This is a genomic window from Kocuria rhizosphaericola (assembly GCF_044462205.1).
Taxonomy (GTDB): Bacteria; Actinomycetota; Actinomycetes; order Actinomycetales; family Micrococcaceae; genus Kocuria; species Kocuria rhizosphaericola.
On record NZ_JBISWK010000157.1, the window covers coordinates 1 to 14,468 of the forward strand.

Below are 14,468 nucleotides of genomic sequence, written 5' to 3' on the forward strand. Positions count from 1 at the left end.
CCGGCCGCCGAACGCACTTCCGACACGTCCGGACACGCGATCGCCCCACGGAGGGCCGCGGTGGTCCTACTCTGGAGACTATGGCAACGCATCGGCAGGTCCTGCAGTGGCTGGAGAACGAGCTGTTCGACGGCCATCTCGTGCTGGGCCAACAACTGCCCTCGGACCGCGACCTCGCGGCCATCCACCGCGTGTCCCGCAACACCATGCGTGAGGCGCTCAAGACCCTGGAGGCCCAGGGCATCGTGCGGCTGTTCGACGGTCCGCGGAAGTCGATCCTGCCCATGCTGGTGCGGGAGCCCGCGGCCTCCGCGGGCCCCGCGCTGCAGCTGCACATGGCCACCTCCGACTACCCGCTGCGCGACATCGTGCAGACCCGGGTGCTGCTCGAGACGTGGGCCCTGGAGCGCTCGGACCCGGACCATCCGGCCATGGCGGAGCTGCGGGCGCTGCTCGAGCAGATGGCCCGGGACGACCTGTCCCTCAAGGAGTTCCACCACCTCGAGGTGAGCTTCCACATCGCCCTGTGCAAGACCGCCGGCAACTCGGTGGTCTCGGCCCTGATGTCCTCCCTCCGGGACTCGATCTACGAGTACACGATGGCCCTCGTGGGCCACGTGCCCCTGTGGAGCACCACCTCGGAGCGGCTGCGCGCGGAGCACCACGCCATCTACTCCGCCGTGGCGGCCGGTGACCGCGGGCTCGCGTCCCGGCTGGTGGCCGAGCACATCGAGTACCAGTACCGCGAGGCCGGCGTGGACCCCGACCAGGAGCAGCGCACCCCCGGCCCGGCGCCGGACGCGCCCGCCGAGCTCAATCCGCCCGGCGCCGCGGCGGAGCCGCTTGGCCCCGTCCAGGACGAGCCCGACGACGGGCCCACGCAGGTGCCCCGCAGCGCCTGAGGCGCCCGGGGCCGGGCCGAATGCAGCAATTCGCCCCTGAGACGGTAGGGTGTCAGTGAACGTTTGCCCGGCCGTCACCGTCCGCAGGCCGGCACCCCAGGTTCGCGCCTGTCGCGCGGAGTTCCCGGGGAACACCACCGAGACATGAAGATGCGAGGGATCCTATGGGTTCAGTGATCAAGAAGCGCCGCAAGCGGATGTCCAAGAAGAAGCACCGCAAGCTGCTCCGCAAGACCCGTCACCAGCGCCGCAACAAGAAGTGACCCTGCGCTGAGCGCGCCACCGGGGCCGCCGTCCGAACCTGGACGGCGGCCCCGCTGCGTTCCCGGCCCGTCCGCCCCGGGCCGTAGCATGGCTCCATGAGCTCTCCGCGCCCTCCCGCCGTGACCCTTCTCACCCGCCCGGGGTGCCACCTCTGCGTGGCCGCCCGGGAGTCCGTGGACCGGGTCACCACCGAGCTGGGACTGGACTGGGAGGACGTCGACGTCGACGCCGACCCCGAGCTGGCCCGCCGGCACGCCGAGGAGATCCCCGTGGTGCTGGTCGACGGCGTCCCGCGCGACTTCTGGCAGATCGACGAGCGGCGCCTCGCCCGGCTGCTGCGCGAGCGCCTGGCCGGCTGAGCGGCCCGCCGTTTTGGGACCGGCGCGCCCGGTCTGGGACCATGGGAGCCATGCCCTCCTCGACGGTCCATCTGCTGCGCCACGGCCAGGTCCTCAACCCTGACCGCATCGTCTACGGGAGGATGCCCAGCTACGGCCTCACCGAACTGGGCGCGCGGATGGCGGAGGCCGCCGCCGCGGAGTTCGCCCGCCGCGTGAACACCGGCTCGCGCATCGTCCACCTCGTCTCCTCCCCGTTGCAGCGGGCCCGGGAGACGGCCGCGCCCGTGGCCCGCGAGCTGCACCTGCCGGTGCACCCGGACGAGCGCGTCATCGAGGCCCACAACCACTTCGAGGGCCTGCACGTGGACGTCCCCGAGCTGCTGAAGCCCCGGCACTGGCCGCACCTGCGCAACCCCCTGCGCCCCTCCTGGGGGGAGCCCTACCGGCACCAGGTCGCGCGCATGGCGGAGGCCGTGCTGGCCGCCGGGCGCACCGCCGTGGAGCTCGGCGGGGACGGGGCCGAGGCCGTGCTGGTCTCCCACCAGCTGCCGATCTGGCTCACCCGGCGCTCCGCCGAGGGGCGCCCCCTGCCGCACGACCCCCGCCGGCGGCAGTGCAACCTCGCCTCGATCACCTCGCTCGTGTTCGAGGACCTCGACTCCGGCCGGCCGCCCCGGGTGGTCTACAGCGAGCCCGCCGCAGACCTCTACTCAGGGGTCAACCAGCTTCCCGGTTCATAATGACCGGGCGCCGCCGCCCTCCCCGTCCCGTCCAGAGCACCAGGTGATCCGTCCGTGACCTCCCGCCCCTCGCCCTCCTCCCGTCCGTCCCGCCGCCGCGTGCTCTCGCTCGCGGGCCTCTGCGTCCTCGGGCTCGCCCTCGCCGGGTGCACGGAGGAGGACTCCCTGGCCCAGCAGGCGAACTCGGGGGACCAGAAGGGCTACATCGCCGGGGACGGCACGGTCTCGGAGTACCCGCCCGCCGAGCGGGGGGAGCCGGTGCAGTTCTCCGGCACGCTGTTCGACGGCACGACCCTCTCCGCCGAGGACCTGCGCGGCCGGCCCGCCCTGCTCAACTTCTGGTACGCCGGGTGCGCCCCTTGCCGAGTCGAGGCCCCCGACCTCCGCGAGCTCGCGGAGCGGTTCGAGGGGCAGGCCGCCTTCTACGGCGTGAACCTGCGCGACGAGCGGGCCACCGCCCAGGCGTTCGAGCGCACCTTCGAGATCCCGTACCCCTCCTTCGAGGACAAGGACGGGGGAGTGCTCATGGCGCTGAGCGCCTACGTGCCGCCGCAGGCCGTGCCCACCACGCTCGTGCTCGACGCCCAGGGGCGGGTGGCCGCCCGCATCCTCGGCATCGCGGACCGCTCCGTGCTCGAGACCCTCCTCGAGGACACGGTGGCCGAAGCGGCATGACGGCAGGCAATCCCTTCGCCGAGATCGTCCTCGACGGCTCCCTCCTCGTCGCGCTGCCCGTGGCGCTGATCGCGGGCCTCGTCTCCTTCGCCTCCCCGTGCGTGCTGCCCCTCGTGCCCGGCTACCTCGGCTACGTCACCGGCCTGACGGGCGCGGACCTGCAGGAGCAGCGGCGCGGCCGCGTGCTCGCGGGGATCACGCTGTTCGTCCTCGGCTTCTCCGCCGTCTTCCTGGTGATGTCGGTGCTGCTGGCCCAGCTGGGCGCCTACGCCTGGTTCCTGGGGCAGAACTGGATCACCGTGGTCCTCGGCGCCCTCGTGGTGCTCATGGGCATCGTGTTCCTCGGCGGGGTCTCCTTCTTCCAGCGGGACCGCAAGATCGAGCGCCGCCCTCCGCCCGGACTCTGGGGGGCCCCCCTGCTCGGCGTGACGTTCGGCCTCGGCTGGGCGCCGTGCATCGGTCCCACCTTCGCCGCCGTGCAGGCGCTCGTCTACGTGGACGGCGCCTCGACCGGCAAGGCCGCCGTTCTCACGGTCGCCTACTGCCTGGGCCTGGGCGTCCCGTTCCTGCTCCTGGCCCTGGCCCTGCGCCGGGGCATGGGCGCCATGGGCTTCTTCCGCCGGCACCGCCTCGGCATCCAGCGCGCCGGCGGCGGTCTGCTCGTGCTCGTCGGCCTGCTCATGGTGACGGGCGCGTGGACCGCGTTCGTCTCGTGGGTGCAGGCCGAGCTCGTCACCGACTGGGTGATGCCGATCTGAGCACCTCCGAGACCCGGCCCGTCACCGACAACAGAAAGGCCGGCATGAGCACCGCAGCGCCACCGTCGTCGTCGGGCGCCTCGTCCCCGGACCCGTCCGGGCGGCTGACCCCGGACGTCGAGCTCCCGGCCCTCGGTCCCCTCGGCATGGCCCGGTGGGCCTGGACGCAGCTGACCAAGATGAACACCGCCCTGTTCCTGCTGCTGCTCCTGGCGGTCGCCGCGGTGCCGGGATCGATCTTCCCGCAGCGGATCCAGGACCCCGCGGCGGTCCAGGACTACATCGACAACAACCCCGTCCTGGGGGAGTGGCTGGACCGGGTGCAGCTGTTCGACGTCTTCTCGTCGGCGTGGTTCTCCGCGATCTACATCCTGCTGTTCGTCTCCCTCGTGGGGTGCGTCCTGCCGCGCGCGGCCAAGCACTGGCGGGCGTGGCGGGCCGAGCCCCCGCGCACCCCGCGGCGGCTCGAGCGGCTGCCCGAGCACCGCTCCCTCACCCTCGGCGGGCGCGACGGCGCCGAGGCGCCGGCCCCGGACGACGTCGTCGCCGAGGCCGCCCGGCTGCTCAGACGGCGCGGCTACCGGGTGGCGGTGCAGGACGCCGGCTCGGCCGCCCCGTCGGTGGCCGCCGAGCGCGGCATGTGGAAGGAGGTCGGCAACGTCGTCTTCCACCTGGCCCTGCTGGGCGTGCTGGTGTCCGTGGCCGTCGGTTCCCTCTTCGGCTACAAGGGCCAGCGGGTGGTCGTGGAGGGCGAGTCCTTCGTCAACACGCTCATCGGCTACGACTCCTTCACCCCCGGCACCAACTACGACGCCGACTGGCTCGAGCCCTTCTCGGTGCGGCTCGACAGCTTCGAGGCCGTCTTCAACCGCGACACCACCGACCCGCGCAGCTACGGGGCGCCCCTGGACTTCACCGCGGAGGTCACGGTGCAGGACGAGCCCGGCGCCGAGCCGCGGCAGGAGGTCCTGAAGGTGAACCAGCCGCTGAACGTGAACGGCGTGAAGAGCTACCTCGTGGGCAACGGCTACGCCCCGGTCGTCCGGGTGACCGACGGCAACGGGGACGTCGCCTTCGAGGGGCCCGTCGTGACCGTCCCCTCCGACGGCGTCTACACGTCCTCGCTCGTGCTCAAGGTCCCGGACGCCCGCCCCGACCAGCTCGGCCTCGTGGGGCTGCTGCTGCCCACCGCCGTGGGCGGGGAGGGCGAGATGCCCCGCTCGGTGGACCCGGGCCTCGCCAACCCCCGGCTGATCCTCTCCGCTTACCACGGCGACCTCGGCCTGGACAGCGGCGAACCGCAGAACGTGTACGTGCTCGATGTCGAGCCGCTCACCGAGCTCAACGCCATGACCAACGAGAACGGCGCCATCACGCTCGACGCCGCGAACCCCGTGTACGAGCTGCCCGAGGGCAAGGGCGCGGTGGAGTTCCTGGACGTCAAGCGGTACGTGGGCCTGGACATCCACTACGACCCCGGCAAGACGGGCGCGTTCGTCTCCTTCGTGGCAGCGTTCACGGGCCTGCTCATGTCCCTGTTCATCGCCCGGCGCCGCGTCTGGGTGCGGGCGGGGGAGGATGTCGACGGGGACGGCCGGCCGTGCACGGTGCTGGAGTACGGGCTGCTGGCCCGCGGCGAGGACCCCCGGCTCGCCGCCGAGGCCGAGCGGCTGGACCGGCTGTGGACCGAGCGGTGGCAGGACGCCGGCGTACGGGACACGGACAGCACGACAACGATCACGACCACGAGAACGACCACGGCGGCGAGCAGCACGGTGCGGGCCGGCGGCAGCCGGCCGGACGCCGGACCCGACGCCCGGGCCGGCCACGAGTGAGAGGATGGGCGGCATGACCGTCAACGAGACCCTGGGCGCCTGGAGCGAGCTGTTCATGCTCCTGGCGGCCATGACCTACCTGGTCGCCTTCGTCGCCTTCGCGTGGGACGTGGCGTCCCACTCCAAGACCCTGCGCGGGGTCGAGGGCCACGAGGAGCGCGAGCTCGTCGGGGCCTCCGCGGCGACCTCGCGGGACGCGGCGGAGCCCGCCGACTCCCGGGCCGGCCACGGTGCGGGCCACCGCGGGCGCGGCTACCGCACGAGCGCCAGCTCCGTTCTGGCCGGGCACGTGGCCGACGAGGAGATGCGCTACACCGGCGAGCGCCGTCCCGCCGCCCGCGTGGCCGTGGCCGTCATGGTCCTGGGCTTCGCCGTGCACACCGTCGCCGTGCTCAGCCGGGCCTTCGCGGCCGGACGGGTGCCGTGGGGCAACATGTACGAGTTCTGCACCACGGGCGCCCTGGTCGTCGCGGGCGTCTTCCTGCTGTCCCTGCTGGCCCGGGACCTGCGCTTCGTGGGCTCCCTGGTGAGCGGGCTCGTGGTGATCATGCTCTGCGCGGCCACCATCGGCTTCCCCACCCCGGTGGGGCCGCTGCAGCCCGCGCTGCAGTCCTGGTGGCTGGTGATCCACGTGTCCATCGCCGTGGCCGCTTCCGGGATCTTCACCATCACGTTCGCCATGGCCGTCCTGCAGCTGCTGCAGGCCCGGCGGGAGCGGGCGATCCTGTCCGGGGAACGGCCCGGCGCGGGCTTCCTCGCCATGGTCCCGTCCTCCCAGGCGCTCGAGAACCTGTCCTTCCGGCTCAACGCGGTCGGGTTCGCGTTCTGGACCTTCACCCTGGCCGCCGGCGCGATCTGGGCCGAGCAGGCCTGGGGCCGCTACTGGGGCTGGGACACCAAGGAGGTCTGGACCTTCGTGATCTGGGTGGTCTACGCCGCCTACATGCACGCCCGCGCCACGCGGGGGTGGACCGGCAACCGGTCGGCCTGGCTCTCGATCGTCGGCTACCTCTGCGTCATCTTCAACTTCACCGTGGTCAACACGGTCTTCCCCGGCCTGCACTCCTACTCCGGGGTCTGACCCCGGTCCGTGCCGGAGCACGACGAAGGGCCCGCACCTCGGTGCGGGCCCTTCGTCGTGCTCCGGTCCCGCGGCCGGACGTCGTGGGCGGGAGGTGCCCTGCGGACACCGGGGCGCGGGCCGCCGTGGCCGGGGAGCTGTCGTGCAGGAGCTGTCGTGCAGGAGCGGTCGTGCGGGACGACTCGTTCCGGGCCGTCCGGTCGGCGCCGGGCGCCCGGGGTCAGTCGTGCGGGGGCCGGTTGCCCGGTGAGCCGTCGGAGGGCCCGTCCGAACGGCCCGCGGAGGAACCGCCGGAGGGCCCGTCGTCGGGGTGCTCGCCGGGACCGTCCTCCGGCCCGGTCTCCCCGGCCGCGTCCGGCCCGCCGTTGCGCCGCAGCTCCTCCTCCCACTGCCGGAGCTTCTCGGCCTTCTCCTGCTGCCGGCGGCGCTCCTCGAGGTTGCGCAGGAACTGGGGGTCGTCGTCGGGTCCCCTGCCGCGCACAGGACGTGACGACTCGGCGGTGCCCTTGGGGCGCCCGAGGAACAGCCACAGGACGGCGCCGACGAGCGGGAGGAGGAGGATCACCGCGATCCAGCCGCCCTTGCGGAGACCGCGCATGTCGGCGCTGTCGGTCCGGGCGCACTCGATGAGGGAGTAGACGATGACGCCCACCGCGAGTGCGGCCGCGCCGATGATGAGGATGGCTCTGCCCATGCCGACAATCGTAGGGGTGTTGCCTGGACGCCAGCTCAGCGCCCCGGAGAGTTCTTCCAGGTGGCCCCGCTAGACTGGGCGGGTGAATTTCCTGAAGTACTCCCTGCTCCGGTTCGCGCTGCTCGTGCTGGCCTTCCTGCTCAGCATGTGGCTGGGCGTGGGCCTGGTGCTGTCCGGGGTCGCCGCGGTGGCGATCTCCTTCGCGGTCTCCTACTTGTTCTTCCCGCGCCTGCACGCCGCCGCGGGGGAGGAGTTCCACCGCTGGTTCGCCCGGGCGCCGAAGCCCCGCAACCGGGTGGCGCTCGAGGACCAGGAGGTCGAGGACGCCTACGTGGACCGGCGGCTGCGCGAGGACGGCCGCGAGGTCTGAGCCCTCGTCGGGGGACTCACCACTGGCGCAGCAGCACCGCCAGCAGGAAGAGCACGGCCCAGCCCACGTTGAGCACCCCGCACTGCCGGAGCACGGGGACGAGCTGGCGCCGGTCCTGCACCCGCAGCACCGTGGCGACGGGCGCCCACGCCAGCGGCACGAGCAGCAGCACGAGGAGCATCCACGGGTTGTAGGGCACCAGGAACAGCACCAGCGCGAGCGCCACGGCGATCTCGGCGGTGAACACCACCCGTGCCAGCGGGTCGCCCAGCCGCACGGCCAGGGTCCGCTTGCCGGCCTCCCGGTCCCCGGGCAGGTCCCGGATGTTGTTGGCCATCAGCAGGGCGGTGGCGATCAGACCCGTGGACAGGGCCGCGATGAACGCCTCGAGGTTGAGGGTGCCGGCCTGGGTGAGCGTGGTGCCGAGCACGGCCACGAGCCCGAAGTAGACGAACACGAACAGGTCCCCGAGCCCGCGGTACCCGTACGGGCTCCGCCCGCCGGTGTAGCCCCACGCCGCGAGAACGGCAGACAGGCCGACGGGGATGAACCACCACTGGCGGCTCAGCACCACCAGGACCGCGCCGGCGAGCGCGGCGAGGCCGAAGCACAGCAGGGCCGCCGAGAGCACCTGCCTCGGGGCGGCGGCCCCGGAGCCGGTGAGGCGCAGGGGACCCACCCGGTCGTCGTCGGTGCCCCGGATGCCGTCGGAGTAGTCGTTGGCGTAGTTCACGCCGATCTGCAGGAAGAGGGCGACCAGCAGGGCGAGCACCGCGCGGAGCAGCTCGAAGGAGTGCAGGGCCTGGGCCGCGGCGGAGCCGGCCACCACGGGGGCGAGGGCCATCGGCAGCGTCCGGAGCCGGGCCCCCTCGATCCACTGTGCTGGCGTGGCCACGGGCTACCTCCGTCGGGAACGACCTCGCGCGGGGCGCGGGGTGCGGGTCGGGGGCCGCGGTGGGGGTCCGGGGCCGCGGACCATTGTGCCACGGACCCCGTTCCGGCCCGGGCCTCAGCCGAGCAGCCGGCCCACGGCCGCGCGGTCCGGCTTCCCGGTGGGCAGCAGGGGAAGCTCGTCGGGCCACACCCAGCGCCGGGGCACCGCGGCGGCGCCGTGCCGGGCGCGCACCGCTTCCTCGAGCTCGGCGCGCAGGTGCTCCCGGTCGGTGCCGGGGGCCGCGACGACGGCCGCGCCCACCGCCTGCCCCCACTCGGTGTCCCGCACGCCCAGCACCATGGCCTGGCGCACCGCGGGGTGCTCCGTCAGCACGGCGGTCACGAGTCCCGCGGCGATCTTGACCCCGCCCGTGTTCACGACGTCGTCAACCCTCCCGTGCACCGTGAGCACGCCGTCGGGGGAGAGCTCGCCGAGGTCGTCCGTGCGGTACCAGCGGGTCCCGGCGGTCTCCCGGAAGTGCCGCGCGGTCTGCTCCGGGTCCCCGGCGTAACCGGCGGCGACCACGTCCCCGCCGAGCCAGATCCGGCCCGGACCGGCCGGGGCGAGGGCCCCGGGGCCCGGGGCGTCGTCGTCGGTCCCCGACGTCCCCACGTGCACGGAGACGCCGTCCAGGGGCACGCCGTCGTAGACGCAGCCCCCGCACGTCTCGGACATCCCGTAGGTGGGCACCACCTGCACGTCCGCGGCCCGGGCGGCCGCGAGCAGGCGCGGGGGAGCGGCCGAGCCGCCGAGCAGGATCGCGGAGAAGCTCTTCAGCGCGGAGACCGCGTCCCCGTTGCGCACCCCGGACGCCGGTTCGAGGATCCGCTGCAGCTGGGTGGGCACGAGCGAGGTGTAGCGCACGGGGTCCTCCAGCTCCTCGGCCGCGGCCGCGAAGGCCTCCGGGGTGAAGCGGGCCGCCGGGTCGAGGACCACGGGCACCGTCCCGGCGTAGAGGGAGCGCACGAGCACCTGCACCCCCGCCACGTAGTGGACGGGCAGCGCGAGCAGCCACTGGCCCACCCCGCCGGTGCGCACCGCGGTGGCCATCGAGGACGCCGCGAGCGCGTCCCGGGTGAGGACCGTGCGCTTGGCGCGGCCGGTGGACCCGGACGTGCGCACGACGACGGCGGGACCCTCGCGCCCCAGCGCGCGGGTCAGCGGGGACAGCAGCCGCAGGGGGTCGCCGGGCACGGGCCCGTCGAGGACCACGGCGTCGCCGGGGACGATCAGCTCGGCCATCGAGGCCACCGCCCTAGAAGTAGTAGGGGAAGCCGGACCAGTCCGGATCGCGCTTGCCCAGGAACGCGTCCCGGCCCTCGACGGCCTCGTCGGTCATGTAGGCCATGCGGGTCGCCTCGCCCGCGAAGACCTGCTGGCCGACCATCCCGTCGTCGGGCAGGTTGAAGGCGAACTTCAGCATCCGGATCGCCTGCGGGGACTGGGCGGCCACGTCCCGGGCGGCGGCGATCGCCGCGTCCTCGAGCCCGGCGTGCGGGACGACCTCGTTGACCGCGCCCATCTCGTGCATCCGCTGCGCGTCGTACTCCCGGGCGAGGAAGAAGATCTCGCGGGCCGCCTTCTGCCCCACCTGCCGGGCGAGCAGCGCGGAGCCGTAGCCGGCGTCGAAGGAGCCGACGGTGGCGTCCGTCTGCTTGAACTTCCCGTGCTCCCGGGAGGCGATGGTGAGGTCGCAGACCACGTGCAGGGAGTGCCCGCCGCCCGCGGCCCAGCCGGGGACGGCGGCGATGACCACCTTGGGCATGGTGCGGATCAGGCGCTGCACCTCGAGGATGTGCAGCCGCCCGGCGCGGGCCGGGTCGATGCTCTCGGCGGTCTCCCCTTCGGCGTAGCGGTAGCCGTCGCGGCCGCGGATGCGCTGGTCCCCGCCGGAGCAGAAGGCCCAGCCGCCGTCCTTGGGGGAGGGCCCGTTGCCGGTGAGGACCACCGCGCCCACGTCGGAGCTCATCCGGGCGTGGTCCAGCGCGCGGTAGAGCTCGTCGACCGTGCCGGGCCGGAAGGCGTTGCGCACCTCCGGGCGGTCGAAGGCGATCCGCACCCACGGGAGGTCCCGGACGACCGCCCCGTCCGGGCCCCGCTCCACGCCGCGGTGGTAGGTGAGGTCCTGCAGGTCCTGGAAGCCCTCGACCGTCCGCCACTGCGCGGGATCGAAGAGCTCCGAGACCTGCTCGGGGAGGTCGCTGCCGGTGGTCGGGGTGGAGTCAGTCACGTCCTCGAGTCTACGTGCGGCGCTCGCCCGGGGGCGGCGCCGGAGCGAGCGCTGCCGCCGCGCGGGACTCAGACGCCGGGACCTGGCTAAACTCGGAGGATGGCTGAGACCCGGACGACCACTCTGCACACCACCCGCGTCGGGGACGAGGGGGATCCCGTCGTCTTCCTGCACGGCCTGTTCGGCCGGGGCAAGAACTTCACCCGGATCGCCAAGGACCTCCAGCCGGACTTCCGGAGCCTGCTGGTGGACCTGCCCAACCACGGCCGGTCCGAGTGGACGGACCGGGTGGACTACGAGCAGATGGCGGACTCCGTGGCCGAGACCCTGCGGAACGACTTCGCCTCGGCGGGACCGGTCGCCGTCGTCGGGCACTCCCTCGGCGGCAAGGTGGCCATGGTGCTGGCGCTGCGGCACCCGGACCTCGTCTCCCGGCTCGTCGTGGTGGACATCGCGCCCACCCGGGCCGGCGGCGGGGAGGGCGAGTTCGCGCACCTGCTGGACAGCCTCGCGGCCGTGGACCTGACGGCCGTCGAGCGCCGCTCGGACGCGGACGAGGCCCTCGAGGAACCCATCCCGTGGGACACCACCCGGAGCTTCCTGCTGCAGAACCTGCGCAGCGGCAAGGAGGGGTTCTCCTGGGAACCGAACCTCGAGCTGCTGCGGTCGAGCCTCGACACCATCGGCGGCTTCCCCGACACCGGGGACGCCGTCTACGAGGGGCCGGTGCTCTGGGTCGCCGGCGGGCGCTCGGACTACGTCCGCGACGAGCACGCTCCGGTCATGCGCAGCCTGTTCCCCCGAGCGCACCGGGTGACGATCCGCGAGGCCGGCCACTGGGTCCACTCCCAGGAGCCGGAGAAGTTCGTCGAGGTGCTGCGCGGGTTCCTGGCGCACACCGGGCCCTGACCGTCTTCCGCGGCCGTCACACGGCCGTTCCGGACGGTGGCCGGCGGCTGCCGCTCCCGGACCGCCGCGGCCGGCCCCGCGGCGGTGCGAGACTGGGACGATGAGCTCCGTTCCCTTCGACCTCGCCCGGATAGGCGCCGGACTGCCGGTCGCCGGGGTGCTCGACGAGCTCCGCGCGGCGCTCGCCGGCGGCGTCGCCGTGGTGCAGGCCCCGCCCGGGACCGGCAAGACCACCCTCGTGCCCCCGCTGGTCGCCGATCTGCTGCACGAGCGCGCCGCCGGTTCCGGGTCCGGCAGGGTTGTCGTCAGCCAGCCCCGCCGGGTCGCCGCGCGCTCGGCGGCCCGCCGGCTGGCGCACCTGGCCGGGACCCGGGTGGGCGAGCTCGTGGGCCACACGGTGCGCGGCGACCGGAGCACCGGGGCCCGCACGCTCGTCGAGTTCGTCACGCCCGGGGTGCTCCTGCGCCGGCTGCTGCAGGACCCCGGGCTGACCGGGGTGGGCGCCGTGGTCCTCGACGAGGTGCACGAGCGCGGGCTCGAGTCCGACCTGCTCGTCGGCCTGCTGGCCGAGGTCCGGCAGCTGCGCGAGGACCTGGTGCTCGTGGCGATGTCCGCGACCCTCGACGCACCGCGCTTCGCCGGCCTGCTCGGCGAGGGCGCACCGGCACCGGTCGTCGACTGCCCGGCGGCCCTGCACCCGCTCACGGTCCGCTGGACCCCGGCACCCGTCCGGCGCACCGACGATCGCGGGGTCACCCGCCCGTTCCTCGACCACGTCGCCCGGACGGCGGCCGAGGCCCACGCGCAGGCCCTGACCCGGGACGGCGCGACGGACGCGCTCGTCTTCGTCCCCGGGGCGTGGGAGGTCGCCCAGGTCGCCCGCCGGCTGCGGGAGACCTGCCGGGGGACCGAGGTGCTCGAGCTGCACGGCCGGGTCGGAGCCGCCGAGCAGGACCGGGCGACCTCGGGACGCCGGCCGGGGGACCCTCCCCGCCTGGTCGTCTCCACGTCCCTGGCCGAGTCCTCCCTGACGGTGCCGGGCGTGCGCCTGGTGGTCGACTCCGGTCTGTCCCGGGAGCCGCGGCGCGACGCCGGCCGCGGCATGACGGGCCTGGTCACGGTCGCGGCCTCCCGGGCCTCGGCCGAGCAGCGGGCGGGCCGCGCCGCCCGGCTCGGGCCCGGGGAGGTCGTGCGCTGCTACGACGAGCGCACCTGGGCCGCGATGCCCCGCCACCTGACCCCCGAGCTCGCGGCCGCCGACCTCACGGGCGCCGCCCTGCTGCTCGCCTGCTGGGGCGCCCCCGGCGGACAGGGCCTGCCCCTGCCGGACCCGCTGCCCGCGGCGGCCCTGGCCGACGCCCTCGCGGTGCTGCGCGGACTCGGCGCGCTCGACGACGAGGGCCGGGCCACCGTCACCGGCCGGCTGCTCGCCGCGGTGCCCGTGGACCCGCGGCTGGCCCGCGGCCTGCTCGACGGCGCCCGCGCCGTGGGCGCCCGGCCGGCGGCCGAGGTCGTCGCGATGGTCTCGGACGACCACCGCCCGCCCGGCGGGGACCTGTCCCGCCTGCTCGCCGACCTTCGCTCCGGACGGGCCCCGGACGCCCGCCGCTGGGCGGAGGAGGCCCGCCGCCTCGAGCGGCCGGCCACGGAACCGGAGTCTCCCGGAGCGCCGCCGCCGGGGGCCGGCGAGGTCCCGGCCGGGCTCGTGACCGGCGCCGTCGTGGCGCTGGCCCTGCCGGAGCGGGTCGCCCGGAAGGTGGGGGACACGTACCTGCTCGCCTCCGGGACCCGCGCGGGCCTGGCTCCGGGAAGCGCCCTGGCGGGTCACGAGTGGCTCGCCGTCGCCGACGTCACCCGGGCGTCGGGACAGGCCGCCGCCGGCACCGGCGCGGTCGTGCGCGCCGCTGCGGCGCTCGACCGTCCCCTCGCCGAGCGCTGCGCCGAGCACCTGCTCACCGACGAGGTGCGCACCCGGTTCGCGAACGGGCGGGCGAGCGCCCGCCGGGTCCGCGCGCTCGGGGCGATCGAGCTGTCCTCGACCCCCGTCCGGCCCACCCCGGCGGCGGCGCGGGCGGCCGTGCGCGAGGCCCTGGCCGAGCAGGGCCTCGGCCTGCTCGGCTGGTCGGACGGCGCCGACCGGCTCCGGCGGCGGCTCGCGCTGCTCCACCACCGGCTCGGGGACCCCTGGCCCGACGTGGCCGAGGCCGCCCTGCTCGAGCGTCTCGACGAATGGCTCGCCCCCGAGCTCGACGCCCTCGCCGGCGGCGCCCGGGTCGACCTCGCGGCGCCGCTGCGGAGGCTGCTCCCGTGGCCCGGGGCGGCCCGCCTCGACGAGCTCGCGCCCGATCGGCTGACCGTGGCCAGCGGGTCGCGGGCCCGGATCGACTACCCGGCCGCCGACGACCCCGCCGGACGCCCGGTGGTCAGCGTCAAGCTGCAGGAGTGCTTCGGGTGGGCGGCGTCCCCGACGGTCGCCGAGGGCCGGGTCCCGGTCCTCTTTCACCTGCTCTCCCCCGCGGGGCGGCCGCTGGCCGTGACCGACGACCTCGCCTCGTTCTGGTCCGGCCCCTACGCCCAGGTGCGCGCCGAGATGCGCGGCCGCTACCCGAAGCACCCCTGGCCCGAGGATCCCTGGACCGCGCCCGCGACCGCCCGCACCGCGCCCGCGACCGCCCGCACCGCGCGCCGCTCCTGAGCCCCGGGCCGGGCTCGGCGGGTGGCGTCCGCGTGTGATC

Annotated in this window: 15 protein-coding genes; 11 read left to right on the forward strand and 4 right to left on the reverse strand. The window is 74.7% G+C overall.

Features of this window, described 5'->3' with window-relative positions; all coding sequences use genetic code 11:
- The first annotated feature begins 80 nt into the window (after nucleotides 1–80).
- From ACH9D2_RS15925 to ccsB, 8 genes are all read left to right on the forward strand, one after another.
- Entirely contained in the window at nucleotides 81–902 is an 822-nt protein-coding gene (locus tag ACH9D2_RS15925; protein WP_396363799.1) for an FCD domain-containing protein, read from the forward strand.
- Between the two features lie 164 nt (nucleotides 903–1,066).
- The gene (locus ACH9D2_RS15930) at nucleotides 1,067–1,165 is read left to right on the forward strand and encodes a 30S ribosomal protein bS22 (RefSeq protein ID WP_005504750.1); all 99 of its coding nucleotides are present in this window, start codon (nucleotides 1,067–1,069) and stop codon (nucleotides 1,163–1,165) included.
- Between the two features lie 96 nt (nucleotides 1,166–1,261).
- The gene (locus ACH9D2_RS15935) at nucleotides 1,262–1,525 is read left to right on the forward strand and encodes a glutaredoxin family protein (protein ID WP_396363800.1); all 264 of its coding nucleotides are present in this window, start codon (nucleotides 1,262–1,264) and stop codon (nucleotides 1,523–1,525) included.
- 50 nt (nucleotides 1,526–1,575) lie between these two features.
- A complete protein-coding gene (locus ACH9D2_RS15940) occupies nucleotides 1,576–2,247 on the forward strand; it encodes a histidine phosphatase family protein (RefSeq protein WP_396363801.1) in 672 nt (223 codons plus the stop codon).
- A gap of 54 nt (nucleotides 2,248–2,301) precedes the next feature.
- Complete coding sequence (locus ACH9D2_RS15945) at nucleotides 2,302–2,922, forward strand: TlpA family protein disulfide reductase (protein ID WP_396363802.1); 621 nt, start codon at nucleotides 2,302–2,304, stop codon at nucleotides 2,920–2,922.
- Nucleotides 2,919–3,680 carry a cytochrome c biogenesis CcdA family protein gene (locus ACH9D2_RS15950; RefSeq protein WP_396363803.1) on the forward strand — a complete coding sequence of 254 codons (762 nt, stop codon included), beginning with the start codon at nucleotides 2,919–2,921 and terminating at the stop codon, nucleotides 3,678–3,680. The genes ACH9D2_RS15945 and ACH9D2_RS15950 overlap by 4 nt, the downstream gene beginning before the upstream one ends.
- 44 nt (nucleotides 3,681–3,724) lie before the next feature.
- The gene (resB, locus tag ACH9D2_RS15955; protein ID WP_396363804.1) at nucleotides 3,725–5,515 is read left to right on the forward strand and encodes a cytochrome c biogenesis protein ResB; all 1,791 of its coding nucleotides are present in this window, start codon (nucleotides 3,725–3,727) and stop codon (nucleotides 5,513–5,515) included.
- A gap of 13 nt (nucleotides 5,516–5,528) precedes the next feature.
- Nucleotides 5,529–6,596, forward strand: coding sequence for a c-type cytochrome biogenesis protein CcsB (gene ccsB / locus ACH9D2_RS15960; RefSeq protein WP_396363805.1), 1,068 nt, complete (start codon nucleotides 5,529–5,531; stop codon nucleotides 6,594–6,596).
- A gap of 220 nt (nucleotides 6,597–6,816) precedes the next feature.
- Here the strand turns inward: ccsB and ACH9D2_RS15965 are convergent, their stop codons facing one another.
- The gene (locus ACH9D2_RS15965; protein ID WP_396363806.1) at nucleotides 6,817–7,290 is read right to left on the reverse strand and encodes a PLD nuclease N-terminal domain-containing protein; all 474 of its coding nucleotides are present in this window, start codon (nucleotides 7,288–7,290) and stop codon (nucleotides 6,817–6,819) included.
- 82 nt (nucleotides 7,291–7,372) lie between these two features.
- Between ACH9D2_RS15965 and ACH9D2_RS15970 the strand changes: the two genes are divergently transcribed.
- A complete protein-coding gene (locus tag ACH9D2_RS15970; RefSeq protein ID WP_387605144.1) occupies nucleotides 7,373–7,660 on the forward strand; it encodes a DUF4229 domain-containing protein in 288 nt (95 codons plus the stop codon).
- 16 nt (nucleotides 7,661–7,676) lie between these two features.
- Here the strand turns inward: ACH9D2_RS15970 and ACH9D2_RS15975 are convergent, their stop codons facing one another.
- From ACH9D2_RS15975 to ACH9D2_RS15985, 3 genes are all read right to left on the reverse strand, one after another.
- Nucleotides 7,677–8,555, reverse strand: a complete 879-nt coding sequence (locus tag ACH9D2_RS15975) for a 1,4-dihydroxy-2-naphthoate polyprenyltransferase (protein ID WP_396363807.1) — start codon at nucleotides 8,553–8,555, stop codon at nucleotides 7,677–7,679.
- Nucleotides 8,556–8,669: 114 nt separating this feature from the next.
- The gene (locus tag ACH9D2_RS15980) at nucleotides 8,670–9,836 is read right to left on the reverse strand and encodes an AMP-binding protein (RefSeq protein WP_396363808.1); all 1,167 of its coding nucleotides are present in this window, start codon (nucleotides 9,834–9,836) and stop codon (nucleotides 8,670–8,672) included.
- Between the two features lie 13 nt (nucleotides 9,837–9,849).
- Nucleotides 9,850–10,824 (reverse strand): 1,4-dihydroxy-2-naphthoyl-CoA synthase, encoded by a 975-nt coding sequence (locus ACH9D2_RS15985; RefSeq protein ID WP_396363809.1) that lies wholly within the window; start codon nucleotides 10,822–10,824, stop codon nucleotides 9,850–9,852.
- 99 nt (nucleotides 10,825–10,923) lie between these two features.
- Here ACH9D2_RS15985 and ACH9D2_RS15990 point away from each other — a divergent pair, with 99 nt between their 5' ends.
- Complete coding sequence (locus tag ACH9D2_RS15990; protein WP_396363810.1) at nucleotides 10,924–11,733, forward strand: alpha/beta fold hydrolase; 810 nt, start codon at nucleotides 10,924–10,926, stop codon at nucleotides 11,731–11,733.
- A gap of 100 nt (nucleotides 11,734–11,833) precedes the next feature.
- Complete coding sequence (hrpB, locus tag ACH9D2_RS15995; protein ID WP_396363811.1) at nucleotides 11,834–14,428, forward strand: ATP-dependent helicase HrpB; 2,595 nt, start codon at nucleotides 11,834–11,836, stop codon at nucleotides 14,426–14,428.
- The last annotated feature ends 40 nt before the right edge of the window (nucleotides 14,429–14,468 follow it).

Bases quoted from the DNA above. Each gene is read 5' to 3' on its own strand.
- ACH9D2_RS15925 (WP_396363799.1), top strand. From the start codon at position 81: ATGGCAACGCATCGGCAGGTCCTGCAGTGGCTGGAGAACGAGCTGTTC.
- ACH9D2_RS15930 (WP_005504750.1), top strand. From the start codon at position 1,067: ATGGGTTCAGTGATCAAGAAGCGCCGCAAGCGGATGTCCAAGAAGAAG.
- ACH9D2_RS15935 (WP_396363800.1), top strand. From the start codon at position 1,262: ATGAGCTCTCCGCGCCCTCCCGCCGTGACCCTTCTCACCCGCCCGGGG.
- ACH9D2_RS15940 (WP_396363801.1), top strand. From the start codon at position 1,576: ATGCCCTCCTCGACGGTCCATCTGCTGCGCCACGGCCAGGTCCTCAAC.
- ACH9D2_RS15950 (WP_396363803.1), top strand. From the start codon at position 2,919: ATGACGGCAGGCAATCCCTTCGCCGAGATCGTCCTCGACGGCTCCCTC.
- resB (WP_396363804.1), top strand. From the start codon at position 3,725: ATGAGCACCGCAGCGCCACCGTCGTCGTCGGGCGCCTCGTCCCCGGAC.
- ccsB (WP_396363805.1), top strand. From the start codon at position 5,529: ATGACCGTCAACGAGACCCTGGGCGCCTGGAGCGAGCTGTTCATGCTC.
- ACH9D2_RS15965 (WP_396363806.1), bottom strand. From the start codon at position 7,290: ATGGGCAGAGCCATCCTCATCATCGGCGCGGCCGCACTCGCGGTGGGC.
- ACH9D2_RS15980 (WP_396363808.1), bottom strand. From the start codon at position 9,836: ATGGCCGAGCTGATCGTCCCCGGCGACGCCGTGGTCCTCGACGGGCCC.
- ACH9D2_RS15990 (WP_396363810.1), top strand. From the start codon at position 10,924: ATGGCTGAGACCCGGACGACCACTCTGCACACCACCCGCGTCGGGGAC.
- hrpB (WP_396363811.1), top strand. From the start codon at position 11,834: ATGAGCTCCGTTCCCTTCGACCTCGCCCGGATAGGCGCCGGACTGCCG.